Annotated in this window: 14 protein-coding genes; 9 read left to right on the plus strand and 5 right to left on the minus strand. The window is 68.2% G+C overall.

Annotated elements, in window-relative coordinates:
• Positions 1-81 precede the first annotated feature (81 nt).
• Positions 82-1,191, minus strand: coding sequence for a ribosome small subunit-dependent GTPase A (rsgA, locus tag QP512_RS16990; RefSeq protein ID WP_286069826.1), 1,110 nt, complete (start codon positions 1,189-1,191; stop codon positions 82-84).
• A gap of 114 nt (positions 1,192-1,305) precedes the next feature.
• On the opposite strand from rsgA, the gene QP512_RS16995 reads away from it, so the two are divergent.
• The 3 genes from QP512_RS16995 to QP512_RS17005 are packed head-to-tail and all read left to right on the plus strand — an operon-like array spanning position 1,306 to position 3,925.
• Entirely contained in the window at positions 1,306-2,580 is a 1,275-nt protein-coding gene (locus QP512_RS16995; protein WP_286069827.1) for a pyridoxal phosphate-dependent aminotransferase, read from the plus strand.
• A gap of 3 nt (positions 2,581-2,583) precedes the next feature.
• Positions 2,584-3,201, plus strand: a complete 618-nt coding sequence (locus QP512_RS17000) for an SGNH/GDSL hydrolase family protein (protein WP_286069828.1) — start codon at positions 2,584-2,586, stop codon at positions 3,199-3,201.
• A gap of 4 nt (positions 3,202-3,205) precedes the next feature.
• Positions 3,206-3,925, plus strand: coding sequence for a class I SAM-dependent methyltransferase (locus QP512_RS17005; protein ID WP_286069829.1), 720 nt, complete (start codon positions 3,206-3,208; stop codon positions 3,923-3,925).
• 125 nt (positions 3,926-4,050) lie between these two features.
• Here QP512_RS17005 and QP512_RS17010 read toward each other — a convergent pair whose 3' ends face one another.
• Positions 4,051-4,830, minus strand: coding sequence for a polysaccharide deacetylase family protein (locus QP512_RS17010; protein ID WP_286069830.1), 780 nt, complete (start codon positions 4,828-4,830; stop codon positions 4,051-4,053).
• 59 nt (positions 4,831-4,889) lie between these two features.
• Here QP512_RS17010 and grxD point away from each other — a divergent pair, with 59 nt between their 5' ends.
• A complete protein-coding gene (grxD, locus tag QP512_RS17015) occupies positions 4,890-5,816 on the plus strand; it encodes a Grx4 family monothiol glutaredoxin (protein WP_286069831.1) in 927 nt (308 codons plus the stop codon).
• A 109-nt stretch (positions 5,817-5,925) separates the two neighbouring features.
• Here the strand turns inward: grxD and QP512_RS17020 are convergent, their stop codons facing one another.
• On the minus strand, positions 5,926-6,465 hold the full coding sequence (locus QP512_RS17020; RefSeq protein WP_286069832.1) for a DUF924 family protein: 540 nt from the start codon (positions 6,463-6,465) through the stop codon (positions 5,926-5,928).
• Positions 6,466-6,505: 40 nt separating this feature from the next.
• Positions 6,506-7,282, minus strand: a complete 777-nt coding sequence (locus tag QP512_RS17025; RefSeq protein WP_286069834.1) for an AMP nucleosidase — start codon at positions 7,280-7,282, stop codon at positions 6,506-6,508.
• A 150-nt stretch (positions 7,283-7,432) separates the two neighbouring features.
• Here QP512_RS17025 and QP512_RS17030 point away from each other — a divergent pair, with 150 nt between their 5' ends.
• The 5 genes from QP512_RS17030 (at position 7,433) to QP512_RS17050 (ending at position 12,210) form a co-directional block, all read left to right on the plus strand.
• Positions 7,433-8,842, plus strand: a complete 1,410-nt coding sequence (locus tag QP512_RS17030) for an amidohydrolase family protein (RefSeq protein WP_286069836.1) — start codon at positions 7,433-7,435, stop codon at positions 8,840-8,842.
• Complete coding sequence (locus QP512_RS17035) at positions 8,842-10,104, plus strand: amidohydrolase family protein (protein WP_286069838.1); 1,263 nt, start codon at positions 8,842-8,844, stop codon at positions 10,102-10,104. Before QP512_RS17030 ends, QP512_RS17035 begins: the two co-directional genes overlap by 1 nt.
• Positions 10,105-10,124: 20 nt before the next feature.
• Positions 10,125-10,757 (plus strand): DsbA family protein, encoded by a 633-nt coding sequence (locus QP512_RS17040; RefSeq protein WP_286069840.1) that lies wholly within the window; start codon positions 10,125-10,127, stop codon positions 10,755-10,757.
• A 95-nt stretch (positions 10,758-10,852) separates the two neighbouring features.
• A complete protein-coding gene (locus QP512_RS17045; RefSeq protein ID WP_286069841.1) occupies positions 10,853-11,794 on the plus strand; it encodes a DegV family protein in 942 nt (313 codons plus the stop codon).
• 77 nt (positions 11,795-11,871) lie between these two features.
• The gene (locus QP512_RS17050) at positions 11,872-12,210 is read left to right on the plus strand and encodes a hypothetical protein (protein WP_279945304.1); all 339 of its coding nucleotides are present in this window, start codon (positions 11,872-11,874) and stop codon (positions 12,208-12,210) included.
• A 236-nt stretch (positions 12,211-12,446) separates the two neighbouring features.
• Here QP512_RS17050 and QP512_RS17055 read toward each other — a convergent pair whose 3' ends face one another.
• Complete coding sequence (locus QP512_RS17055) at positions 12,447-13,892, minus strand: GGDEF domain-containing protein (RefSeq protein ID WP_286069846.1); 1,446 nt, start codon at positions 13,890-13,892, stop codon at positions 12,447-12,449.
• Positions 13,893-14,052 lie beyond the last annotated feature (160 nt).

Here is a 14,052-nt window from a genome sequence, read left to right on the forward strand (position 1 = left end):
CCCGAGCATCGGCTCGGGCGCTACAGGGAATGATTCCACCGCGAACCAAGTGTAGAGCAGAGCCCATGCTCGGCTGCCTTGTTACCGCCTACGCGGCTTGCCTGCCGGACGGAACTGCTGGCCCTTGCCCTTCCTGCCACCACGCTCCTGCGCGGTCTCGGCCTGGCGCACGGCCAGCTTGGCCGCGGCGGCGGCCACTTCTTCCTTCAGCTTGAAGTAGTTCAGCAGGCGGCTCTCTTCGATCTCGCCGGCCTCGATCGCGGCACGTACCGCACAGCCCGGTTCCTGCTGGTGCTTGCAGTCGTTGAAGCGGCACTGTGCGGCCAGCGCTTCGATATCGGCGAAGCCACCTTCGGACAGCGTTTCTTCACCGGTCGGCTTCAGCTCGCGCATGCCGGGGGTGTCGATCAGGCAGGCACCCGTCGGCAGCGGCATCAGCGCGCGATGGGTAGTGGTGTGGCGGCCGCGCGAATCGTTGGCGCGCACCGCGTTGGTCTTCATGCGCTGCTCGCCGAGCAGGGTGTTGGTCAGCGTGGATTTGCCAGCACCCGACGAACCCACCAGCACCACCGTGCGGCCCGGCCCCAGCCACGGTTGCAGCACGGCAACGCTGTCGGCATCCAGGCCGTTGATCGCATGCAGGGCAATGCCCTGCATCTCCAGCTCTTCCAGCACCGCCAGTGCGTCCTCGCTGTATTCGGTCTGGTCGGCCTTGGTCAGCACCACCACCGGTTCCGCGCCGCCACCGCCGACCAGCAGCAGGTAGCGCTCGATGCGGCGCGGATTGAAGTCGGCGTCCAGGCCACAGACGATGAACACCGTATCGATGTTGGCCGCGATCACCTGCTGGTGGTAATGCTCGCCGGCCGCACCGCGCTTGATCGCGGTACGCCGCGGCAGCAGGGCGACGATGCGGATGCCGTCGAGCAGCACCCAGTCGCCCACCGCCGGCCGTTCATGGCTGGGGAAACGCGGGCGCTGCCATTCGGGCAGCGACTCGGCCTTGATCGAGGCGTCCGGGCCATCGGCCACCACGTAGTGGGTGCGGTGCTGTTCGATCACCCGCGCCGGGCGGGCCTGCGGGTGCGCGGCCATCGCGGCCTGCCAGTCGGCCTGCTGCGCCGGGCCAGGCCAGGGCCAGCCGATGGTCTGCAGGGCGGTGAAATCGGGGGTCTGGGTCATCGCCACCATTCTACCTGTGCCGATGCCCTGCCAGCCCAATAACGGCAAGCCCTGCGCCCTTGCCATGCAGTGCAGCAATTCCGGTAGGATGGAAGTCCCATGCCTTTTGACGGCCCAGCGCCCATGTCCACCAACTCGCCCAAGCCCCTGGCCATCCGCGAGCGCCTTTCCGAAGTGCGCTACGAAATCCGCGGAGAACTGGCGCGGCGAGCCCGGGAGCTGGAGGCGCAGGGCCGCAAGCTGATCAAGCTCAACATCGGCAACCCGGGCGCTTTCGGTTTCCGCGCGCCCGAGCACCTGCAGCGCGCGATCGCCGACGACATGGGCCGCACCGACCCGTACACCCACCAGCAGGGCCTGCCGATGGCGCGCGAAGCCATCGCCAGCTACTACGCCCGTCGTGACGCGCCCGATGCGCACCCTGACCGTGTCTTCCTCGGCAACGGCGTCAGCGAACTGATCGACCTGTCGCTGCGCGCGCTGCTCAACCCGGGCGACGAAGTGCTGGTGCCCTCGCCCGACTACCCGCTGTGGTCGGCCTCGACCATCCTCAACGATGGACGGCCGGTGTACTACCGCTGCGCGCCGGAGAACGGCTTCCAGCCGGACCCGAGCGAGATCGAGACGCTGGTCTCTTCGCGCACCCGCGCCATCGTGCTGATCAATCCGAACAACCCCAGCGGCGCCAGCTATCCGCGCGAGCTGCTGGAGCGGGTGGTGGAAATCGCGCGCCGCCACAACCTGCTGCTGCTGGTCGATGAGATCTACGACCAGATCCTGTACGACGACGCGGTGTTCCAGCCGGTCGCGCCGCTGGCCGGCGACCACCCGTGCCTGACCTTCAGCGGCCTGAGCAAGGTGCACCGCGCCTGCGGCTGGCGCGTGGGCTGGGCCCACCTCAGCGGTGACGATGCCCGGCTGGGCGACTTCCGCGCCGCGCTGGACCTGTTGGGCGCGCTGCGCCTGTGTGCCAACGTGCCGGGCCAGTACGCCATCGAGGCGGCGGTGAACGGTCCGGACACCATCTCCGAGCTGTGCACGCCAGGCGGCCGCCTGTATGAAACCCGCCGCGCGGTGATCGAAGCCTGCGAAGCCAGCGAGCACCTGTCGCTGGTCGCACCGGCCGGCGCGCTGTATGCGTTCCCGGCCGTGGTCGGTGCCGCTGCGAAGGGCTTCGACGACCACAACTTCGCGCTGGACCTGATGAACAACGAAGGCGTGCTGGTGGTGCCGGGCTCGAGCTTCAACGTGCCCTACCGCCATCATTTCCGCGTGACCCTGATGCCGGAAGCTTCGGTGATGCGCGATGTGTTCGCCCGCATCGACCGTGTGCTGGCGCGCCGTGCCGAGGATGCGACCAAGGTCGTGCCGCTGAAGCCGCGCCGTTCGGTGGCCTGAGCCGTGGCATTGTCCTACCTGGCGCTCGGCGATTCGTACACCATCGGTGAAGCGGTTGCGATCGAAGGCCGCTGGCCGCACCAGCTGGCCGCGGCGCTGCGTGCGCAGGGCATCGACCTGTCCGATCCGCAGACCATTGCGACCACCGGCTGGACGACCGACGAGCTCGATGCCGGCATCGACGCGGCCGCAGCGCAGGGCCCGTTCGATTTCGTCAGCCTGCTGATCGGCGTCAACAACCAGTACCGCGGGCGTCCGCTGGACGAGTACCGTCTCCAGTTCCAGGCCCTGCTGCAGCGGGCAATCGGCTTCGCCGGTGGCCGCCCCGAGCGTGTGCTGGTGCTGTCGTTTCCCGACTGGGGTGCGACGCCGTTCGGTGCCGGCAGCGGCCGCGACCTGGCCGCGATCGAGATCGAAACCGACGAGTTCAACGCCGCCGCCGAGGTGATCAGCACCCAGCAGGGCGTGGCCTTCGTCGACATCACCGATATCAGCCGTGCACAGGGCGACGATCCGGCGATGATCGCCGACGACGGCCTGCATCCCTCGGCGCGGATGTACGCGTTGTGGAGCGCGCGGGCATTGCCGGTGGCCGCGCATCTGCTTGGCGGCACGGACTGAGTCGATGGGCGGCACGCCACGGAACGGCCCGCCCCTGCCCTGCACGCCACTGTCAGCCCTACAGGCCCGTTCGATTGCCGAGGCGTTCCGCCCGGCACACGCCTTGGGCAACCGTCGCGATTACTACTACACCCTCAGCAAGCTCTGCAGCGACCCACTCTACGACGGCGTGCTGCGACACCTTCCGGATGACGCGCAGCCGGTACTGGACCTGGGGTGCGGGCTGGGCCTGTTCGCCCATGTGCTGCGCCAGCGCGGCGGCACCCGGGGCTACGTCGGGGTGGACGTGGATGCCGGCAAGATCACCCGCGCGCAACGTGCCGCCGTCGAGCTGCCTGACGTGCGCTTCGACTGCGCGGACGTGCAGGCGCCACTGCCGGCGCAGGCCGGGCATGTCCTGCTGCTGGACGTGCTGCACTACCTGGACGCGGGCCGACAGCAGGCACTGCTGCGCGTGGCCAGTGCGCGGGTGGGCCCCGGCGGCCGTCTGCTGCTGCGTACGCCACTGGCCACCGGCGATGGCCGCGACCGCACCACGCGGGTGGCCGACCGGTTGGCCTGGCTGGTCGGCTGGATGCGCACGCGGCCGCGGCACTACCCCGATCCGGACGTGCTGCAGACGACGCTTGCCGAAGCTGGATTGCAGGTGACCGCCCCCCGGCCGCTGCATGGGCGTACGCCGTTCAACAGCTGGCTGCTGGTGGCCGAACGCCCCGCGCTGTAGAGCCGGGCTGCGACGTTTTTCCGGTGCTGCGTACCGCCACCCGAGCATCGGCTCGGGCGTTACAGTAGCGCCTCCCTTGTAGAGCCGAGCCCATGCTCGACTGCTCTACATCACCAGGGCCGGCGTTACGGGACCGGCGGCTGCGCTTTCAGCCCGCGTTCGTCCAGCGCCTGCAGCACGCGCGCGATGATCACCAGGTTGTGGCCGTGGGCGGCGCCTTCATGCAGCAGCACGATCGCGCCGGGGCGCAGGTCAGGCAACAGCCGCGCCAGCACACCCTCCGGCGTGCAACCAACGCCGTCATAGCCACGGGCACTCCAGCCCACGCGCACCAGGCCGAGCGCCTTCAACACCGGCGCCACGAACGGGTTGGTCATGCCCACCACCGAGCGATACCAGCGCACCGGATGCCCGCTCAGGGCCTGCAGCGCATGCTGGCAGCCTTCGATCTCCGCCCGCATCGCCGCTGGACCCAGGCGCCAGAATCGGGCCTGCGGGTGGCTGAGACTGTGATTGCCGAGATCGTGGCCACGGCGCAGGATCTCGGCCACCAGTTCAGGCTGCGCCAGCGCGCGCTCGCCTACGAGGAAGAAGGTGGCACGCGCCTGGTGGCGGTCCAGCAGATCCAGCACGGCAGGGGTTTCCGCGCTGGGGCCGTCATCGATCGTCAGCCAGACACTCTTGCCGGGGTCCGGTACCCGGCTCAGTACCGGCGCATAGAAACGGCTGTTGGGCAGGAACACCGGCACCATGAACAGTGCATGGCTGGCCACCATCAGCATTACCCCCCAGGCCCAACCGGCCAGGGCCCAGACCAGGATCACGGCCAGCTGCGACGCTACCAGCCAGGGCAACCAGCGCCAGGGCCGGCCGGGGATGCGATGCAATGTTCCTGCGTTGCTCATCCCCCATGATGCCATGGGGGGTAGAATTGATGATTCGAATTCCCGGAACCCCGACGTCCATGTCCCTCGATCCCGCCCTGCGTTCGCGCATCGAATCCATCCTCAACGCCAACCGCGTCGTGCTGTTCATGAAGGGCCAGCCGTCGATGCCGCAGTGTGGTTTCTCGGCCAAGGCCGTGGGCGCCCTGCAGGACCTGGGCGTCGAGTTCGCCCACGTCAACGTGCTGGCTGACCAGGAAATCCGTGAAGGCATCAAGGCCTACGGCGACTGGCCGACCATCCCGCAGCTGTACATCGACGGCGAACTGGTCGGCGGCAGCGACATCGTGCTGCAGATGGCCGCCAGCGGCGAGCTGAGCAGCGTGCTGGGCCTGGCCGCACCGGACCGCACCCCGCCGAGCATCACCGTCACCCCGGCTGCCGTGGAAATGCTCAAGGGCGCGCTGGCCGACGCCCCGGGTGCCGCCCTGCAGCTGACCATCGATGCCGGCTTCCAGCCGAACTTCCAGCTGGCCCCGCATGACGAAGGCGCGATCGCTGCCGAGTCCAACGGCCTGCGCGTGCAGTTCGACCTGTCCAGCGCCCGTCGCGCCAACGGCATCACCATCGACTGGGTGGACGACATCCGCGGCAAGGGCCTGGCGATCGACAACCCGAACGCGCCGAAGCCGGTGCAGGAAATCAGCGTGCGTGATGCCGATGACCTGGTGCGCGCCGGCAACATCACCCTGGTGGACGTGCGCCCGGCCGACGAGCGCGCCATCGCCGCCGTCGGCGTGCCGTTCAAGAGCTTCGACGGCAATGGCCGCGCCGAGCTGGAAGCCCTGCCGAAGGACACCGCACTGGCCTTCCTGTGCCACCACGGCGGCCGCAGCGCACAGGCTGCCGAGCAGTTCCGTGCACTGGGCTTCACCAAGGTGTTCAACGTCACCGGCGGCATCAATGCCTGGTCGGAAGATGTCGATAACGGCGTGCCGAAGTACTGATCGGCCGCAGCATGGGGTCGGATCCCCTTTCCGCAGGAAAGGGCTCTGACCCCACCACAGAAAACGCCGGCATTCGCCGGCGTTTTCTGCATCCACGCCTGGCGTGGATCTACCCGGTGAAACCACCTTCGGCCAGGTAATCCAGCTCTTCCGCCGTCGGGAAGCGACCGAGCACGGCATTGCGATGCGGGAAACGGCCGAAGCGGCGGATGATGTCGCGGTGCAGTTCAGCGTACTGCAGGTATTCCTTGTCACCCAGCACGTCGAACATCGCCACCGAACGGTCCTGGTCCATCGGATCCTCGGAGTGCTCGAATGGCAGGTAGATGAAGGCGCGCAGCTTCGGGACCAGCTGCAGGTCCAGGCCTTCTTCGATCGCACGCATGGCGTAATGCCGCGCCAGGCCATCGGTGGCGTAGGAATGGGCGGTCCCACGGAAGCAGTTGCGCGGGAACTGGTCCAGCAGCAGCATCAGCGCCAATGCCCCTTCGGCACTGCCCAGCCAATGCTCGCGCGCGCGCGACGCCGCAGCGAAATGCTCATCCAGAAACAACTGGCGGAACTGCGCGTCGAACACATCGTCGCGGGCGAACCACTTCGCAGGGCCCGCTTCCTTCCAGAATTCCACCACTTGCGCGGCAACGTCCATCACCTACTCCCCAGGGCCGGCGCGCCGCGCCAGGCCATCATCATTCGTCGAAGCGCATGTGGCGGACCGACTTGCCGTTGCGCCGGATAAGCTTAAGCGCCTCGATACCGATCTGGATATGGTTTTCCACGAACTGGGAGCTGACCTTGGCATCGGAGGCCTCGGTCTTGACCCCGTCGGGGATCATCGGCTGGTCCGACACCAGCAGCAGCGCGCCACTGGGAATATGGTTGGCAAAGCCGGCGGCGAACACCGTGGCGGTCTCCATGTCGATGGCCATGCAGCGCATCGCCCGCAGCCGTTCCTTGAACGCCTCGTCGTGCTCCCAGACCCGGCGGTTGGTGGTGTAGACCGTGCCCGTCCAGTAGTCGTGGCCGAGGTCGCGGATCATGGTCGACACCGCCCGCTGCAGCGCGAACGCCGGCAGCGCCGGCACTTCCGGCGGCAGGTAGTCACCCGAGGTACCCTCGCCACGGATCGCAGCGATCGGCAGCACCAGGTCGCCCAGCTGGTTCTTGCGCTTCAGGCCACCGCACTTGCCCAGGAACAGCACCGCCTTGGGCATCACCGCCGACAGCAGGTCCATGATGATCGCGGCATTGGGGCTGCCCATGCCGAAGTTGATCATGGTGATGCCATCGATGGTGGCACTGGCCATCGGCCGGTCCAGGCCGATGACGGGGGCGCCGGTCAGTTCGGAAAAGGTGTGCAGGTAGCCCCCGAAGTTGGTCAGCAGGATGTGCTGGCCGAACTGGTCCAGGGGCACGCCGGTGTAGCGCGGCAGCCAGTTGTCGACGATTTCCTGCTTGCTCTTCATGGGCGGTCCGGTACGGCGGGGGCGGCTATTTTCGGCCAGCCGGGAGGCGCCGTCGAGCCGCCGTCGGCCAGCCTGTGAAGAAGGTCACTTGGCAAGCCCACCGCCGCCCGGCTAGCGTCGACGGCTGAACCAAGCTGCAAGGGGAACTGCATGGCATCGACGTTGTTGCGCGCCGGGGTGGCACTGGCACTGCTTTCATTGAGCACGGTGCCGGCGGTGGGGGCCTCGCGCTTCGTCGTCGACCCGTACCCCAGCACCTACCAGGCCCATCCTGATGCGCCGGTGCTGATCCAGAACGCCACCGTGCTGACCGGCACCGGCCAGCGCCTGGACAACGCCGACGTGCTGCTGCGCGACGGCCGTATCGTGGCCGTGGGGCCCCGGCTGCAGGCCGACGCCGGCGTCACCCGCATCGATGCGCAGGGCAAGTGGGTCACCCCCGGCCTGATCGACGTGCACTCGCACCTGGGCGTCTATCCCAGCCCGGGCGTCGGCGCGCACAGCGACGGCAACGAGATGACCGCGCCGGTCACCGCCAACGTCTGGGCCGAGCACTCGGTGTGGCCGCAGGACCCGGGCTTCGCCACCGCGCTGGCCGGCGGCGTGACGAGCATGCAGGTGCTGCCCGGCTCGGCCAACCTGGTCGGCGGTCGCGGCGTGACCCTGAAGAACGTCCCGGCCATCACCTACCAGGCGATGAAGTTCCCCGGTGCGCCGTGGGGCCTGAAAATGGCCTGCGGCGAGAACCCCAAGCGGGTCTATGGCGAAGGCAAGGGCGTGGCTCCGGCCACGCGGATGGGCAACGTGGCCGGCTACCGCGCCGCCTTCATCGATGCCGCCGACTACATCGCCAAGAACACGCCCAAGCCGGCCAAGCGCAAGGGCTGGTTCGGCAGCGACAAGGGCGACAGCGCCGGTGATGCCGGCGGCAAGCGCGATCTCAAGCTGGACACGCTGGCCGGCGCGATCCAAGGCGACATCCGCGTGCACATCCACTGCTACCGCGCCGACGAGATGGCCACCATGCTCGACCTGGCCAAGGAATTCGGATTCAAGGTGGCCGCCTTCCACCATGGCGTGGAGGCCTACAAGCTGGCCGACAGACTGGCTGCCGACGGCGTCTGCGGCGCACTCTGGGCCGACTGGTGGGGCTTCAAGATGGAGGCCTTCGACGGCATCCAGGAGAACATCGCGCTGGTCGACCGCCCGAAGAACAGCTGTGCCATCGTCCACTCCGATTCGCCCGAGGGCATCCAGCGACTGAACCAGGAAGCGGCCAAGGTGATGGCTTCCGCGCGTCGTGCGCGCATGCCGGAGATCACGCCCGAGCACGCCATCACCTGGATGACCGCCAACGCCGCCAAGGCGCTGGGCATCGAAGGCCAGACGGGCACCCTGGAGGCCGGCAAGATGGCCGATGTGGTGGTGTGGAACGGCAATCCCTTCAGTTCGTATGCGCTGGCCGAGCAGGTCTTCATCGACGGTCGCCGCCTGTACGACCGCAGTGCGCCGGCAGCGACGCCGCGTTCCGATTTCCAGCTCGGCCAGGAGGTGCACTGATGGGCGCGGTGAACAAGCGTCGCCGGGCATGGCCCGGCGCTACCGTAGTGGCATTGCTGTTGCTGGCAACCACGGCATCGGCGCAGGACCTGCTGGTGCGCAATGCCACGGTGCATACCGCCAGCGCGCGCGGCAGCCTGCAGAACGCCGATGTACTGGTGCAGGGCGGGATCATCCGCGCGGTCGGCCCCGGCCTGTCCGCGCCGGCCGGGGCCAGCGTGATCGAGGCCGAAGGCCGCCCACTGACGCCGGCGCTGTTCGGGGGCATCACCGAGATCGGCATCGAAGAGGTTTCCGGTGAAGCGAGCACGGTCGACAGCACCCTGAAGATGGGCGAACAACCGTTGCGCCCCGAGTTCGACGTCACCCTGGCCTACAACCCGGCGTCGGTGCTGATTCCGGTGACGCGGCTGGAAGGCATCGGCTTCACTGCACTGGGTGCGGCCACCGGCGGTGGCTTCGTGGCCGGCCAGGGCGGCGTGATGCGCCTGGACGGCAGCGTTGACCCGCTTGGTCCGCGCGCGCTGTTCCTGCGCATCGGCGCAGCCGCTTCCGAACTGACCGGTCATTCGCGTGCCGCGCAATGGATGCTGCTGCAGCAGATGGTGGACGAAGCACGCGGCCAGGTTGCGGCGGATTCGCCGCACGCGCTGCTGACCCCGGCCGGGCGTCGCACGCTCAGCCGCTATCTGGCCGGCCAGGGCCGCGTCGTGGTGGAGGTGGACCGCGCATCGGACATCCGCCAGCTGCTGCGCTGGTCCGCCCGCGAGAAGGTGAAGATCGCCATCGCCGGTGCCAGCGAAGCCTGGCAGGTGGCGCCGGAGCTGGCCGCCGCCCACGTGCCGGTGTTCGTCGATGTGCTGGCCAACCTGCCGGCCAGTTTCGACCAGATCGGCGCCACCCTGGAAAACGCGGCGCGACTGCAACGCGCAGGCGTGGCGGTTTCCTTCGTGCAGCGGGGTGATGCCAGCCACAACGCGCGCAAGATGCGCCAGCTGGCGGGCAACGCCGTGGCCAACGGCCTGCCCTGGGCCGACGGCCTGGCCGGGCTGACCCGGGTGCCGGCACAGGCCTTCGGCGTAGCCGACCAGATCGGCAGCATCGAGCCGGGCAAGCGCGCCGACCTGGTGCTGTGGGAAGGCGACCCGCTGGATGTAGCGCACTATGCCGAACAGGTCTGGCTGGGCGGCCGCGCGATGCCGATGCGCTCGCGCCAGACCGACCTGCGCGACCGCTACCTGCAGCGCAACGCGCAGCCCTGATCGCATTGGATGACCCACCCATGACAACACTGCGCTGGTACTTCGATTTCGTCTCGCCCTACTCCTACCTGCACTGGCAGAAGCTGAAGCAGCTGCCGCAGTTCGCGCAGATCCAGGCCGTACCGATCGCCTTCGGTGCGGTGCTGCATCACCTGGGCAACCTGGGCCCGGCGGAAATTCCGGCCAAGCGTCGCTTCGCCTACCGCCACCTGCAATGGACCGCGCAGGCCGAAGGCACCCCGATGCGCTTCCCGCCCGGCCATCCGTTCAATCCACTGGCGGCGCTGCGCCTGTGCCTGGCCGCGGGTGCCAGCGCGCAGGCAGTGGACGTGCTGTTCGACTGGATCTGGCGCGATGGCCACGCCGGCGACAGCGCCGAAGCCCTGCGCGAACCCGGCGCACGGCTGGGCATCGAGGATGTCGCATCCGCCATTGCCGGGCCTGCGGTGAAGGAGCAGCTGCGGCGCAACACGGAGACCGCGATCGCGGCCGGCGTGTTCGGCGTACCCACCCTGGCCATCGGCGACGAACTGTTCTGGGGCAACGACGCACATCCGCTGATGGCCGCGGTGCTGGCCGATCCGGGCATGCTGCAGCAGCCCGCCTGGCAGCACCTGGACAGCCTGCCTGTGGCGGTGCAGCGCAATCGCTGAACAGGGCGCGACGCCTTTCCCTCGCGCGCCCGGCCAGGTTTTGAGATAGTTTTCACATTTCCGAACCTACAACCGCCCTGGAGGGGGAGCTGCGGATGCGCATCGGAATCGTCGTCGACTCGGCCTGCGACCTGCCGCAGGACTTCATTGCCGAGCACAACATCGTGCTGCTGCCGATCACTGTACGCATCGGCGAAGCGGTGCTGGCCGATCACCGCGATGAGCAGGCCACGCTGAGCTTCCTGCACGCGCATGTGGCCGAACATGGGGCTGAAGCGGAGACCATCCCCTTCAGCGTCAACCAGATCCGCGACCTGTTCCTGCAGCAGCTGGTGATCGATTACGACCACGTATTCTGCATGACCATCACCAAGACCCGCAGCCCGATCCACGACAATGCGCTGCAGGCCAGTTTCGCCATCCTCAACGACTACAAGCCGGTGCGGCAGGCGGCGGGCTACAACTCGCCGTTCGCGCTGCGCGTGCTCGACACGCAGAACCTGTTTGCCGCGCAGGCCGTGACCGCGGTGGAGGCGGTGCGCCTGCGCGACAGCAACGCCAGCGTGCAGCAGATCCGCGAACGGCTGGAGGAACTGGCCGGCAACGTACACGGCTACATGGTCACCCGCGACCTGTACTACATGCGCGCACGTGCGCGGCACAAGGGCGACCGCAGCGTCGGCCTGCTCAGCGCGGCGCTGGGCAGCGCGCTGGACATCAAGCCGGTGCTGCACGGCTACCGCGGCGAGACCGGGCCGGTGGCCAAGATCAAGGGCTTCGACAACGCCGTGCAGAAGCTGTTCGCGGTGGTCGGCCAACGCGTGCGTGCGGGGCTGATGACACCGACCGTGTGCGTCAGCTACGGCGGCGAACTGGACGAACTGCGCACCCTGCCTGGCTACGCACAGCTGAAGGAGGTCTGCGCCGGCCACGGCGTGACCGTGTACGAATCGGTGATGAGCCTGACCGGCATGGTCAACGTCGGCAAGGGTGCGGTCACCGTGGGCTTTGCCGATGGGCCGCATCGGTTTGAATGAAGGCCGACCGTGGCGGGAATCTGCACATCGATTCCACCGCGACTGTGCCAGCCTTGCCGCACTTCAAGGAGAACACCATGCCTGCGCAGTACCACATCAGCCTGCCCGACCCGTCCAAGGCCCGCGGCAACGATCCTGACCTGTCCTTCCATTCGCAGGGCGCCGCCGGTTTCGCCGAAGAGCTGCAGGACGCCCTGCGCAGCGGCACGCTGTTCGAGCGCTGGAAGGCCAAGCAGCCCGACCCGGATGCGGTGGAGCCGCAGTGGGGGGCAACCGATCCGGATGCCACCGTGACCGGCGAGCAGAAGGATCTGCGCATCAACCTGGTGGCCACCACCCGCATCGACAGCGACGTGTTCAAGCAGCGCCTGCGCCTGCTGGCCGGCCACCATTGGGAACTGCGCGACGTGCGTTGAGGCATCCGCCGGCGTCGCCGGTGAAATTTGGCGCGCTCGACTCTTCCGGTCGAGCGCGCTGTCGTGCCGCCGCCCATGCAGGTTGCACGGAGTGCACACAGCCACTACCCGGCGCGGCCAGAGTGTCCAGCGTGATGCGCTGGGGGACGGCACTTCAAGCAGGTCGATTCTGAGCGACGAGAGCAGGATGCGGTCCGGAGGCAATGCGCCGTCAGCGCGTCACCGACGGATCCGGATCAGCAATCCATCGTGCCGTGCGTGCTGCCTTCGTCATCCAGCACGTGCGCATGCAGGATCACCTGGTTGCGGCCGGCCCGCTTGGCCGCATACAGGCCGGCATCGGCATCGGCCAGCAGCTGATCGGCACTGGCCATCGCTGGCGGATGCAGGTACCCCACACCGATGCTGATGCTGACCGATCCTTCCGCCAGTGGCAGCGCTTCCACCGCCTCGCGTAGGCGCTCAGCCAGCGCCAGTACGCTGGACAACGGGCTTCCTGGCACGATCACCGCGAATTCCTCGCCCCCGTACCGCGCAACACTGTCGCCCGCACGGCCCGCGCCTGCCTTCAGAATCGCAGCAACCGCCTGCAGACAGCGGTCCCCCGCAGGATGGCCGTGCTGGTCGTTGAAGGCCTTGAAGTGGTCGATATCCAACAGCAGCAGGCCCAGCTCGGTGCCACTGCGCCGTGCGCGGTTCCACTCGGCCAGCAGCAGCGCGTCGAACTCGCGCCGGTTGGCCACGCCGGTCAGGCCATCCTGGCGCGCCAGCTGGTCCAGCGACGCCTGCCGTTCCATCAGGTCCACCTGCAGCAGGATGCTGCGCAGGCCGAAGCCCAGCGTCGCCACCACGAACCCGCTGACCGCCAGCGGTCGCGCATGGTCGACCACCAGGGTGCCGACCACCAGCAGCAGCAACGGCAGGATCATCGGGCCGGCCGCCTGCACCGTGCGCGCCATCCGTGGATGCGGCGCAAGGATCCGCGCGGGTGCCTGGCTGAGTGCGAGCAGCGCCAACAACAGGAACGGCAGATCGATCAGCAGGTCGGCATAGGCACCGAACGCATCGTCGGAGGTGTAGTGGTTGATGTAGTACGCCACCAACAGGTAGGTGACCGCATACATCGCCAGCGCACGGAAAAAGGTGCGCCGCTCGGGAACGTCGCCGGCCAGCCAGCGCACCACCGCGAACATGGCGATGCACAGGTTCTGGATATCGAACATGCGCTGCATGTTGGACAACGCGTGGTCGTCGATGTCAACACGGGCGGCAAACGACTGCGCGTGCACGAAGAACAGCACACCCAGCAGCGCCGCCATCGCCGCATCGATCAGGCTGATGCTGACCCGTTCCCGGCGCGCCCGGGCCAGGATGAACACCAGGGGCACACCGTAAAGCACGTAAAGGAACAGGCTAGCCCGCGGGGTGAAATCGGCACGGCCGGCGCCCAGAGCGTCGATCATGTTGAACGCCATGCCGCCGGCCCACAGCAGCAGCGCCAACGCCGTGGCCCGCCACCCCAGCGCCGCGCGGTCGCGGCGGGCCCGCCACAGGCAGGCGACCGCAGCCAGCAACGGGGCGCCGGTCAGGAAAACGAAGGAACCCGCCCCGGCGGGACCGGGCCACAGGGCCAGCACCACGCCATGGCACAGCACATACAGCAGCGCCAGCACTACCGGCATGCCTTCCCCCATCCGCAAGGCCGTATGGGCGCACGATAGCGCGCCGGCACGCTACAGCGGCGTGATCCACTGCGGCAAAACAACACGCCGCGGGCACCGCCCGGTAGTGCCGGCCAGTGGTCGGCAACCTGCAGCTCCGTGTCTCCCTGGGTGGGCCGGC

It is taken from the genome of Stenotrophomonas sp. 57 (genome assembly GCF_030291075.1).
In the GTDB taxonomy this organism is placed as follows: domain Bacteria; phylum Pseudomonadota; class Gammaproteobacteria; order Xanthomonadales; family Xanthomonadaceae; genus Stenotrophomonas.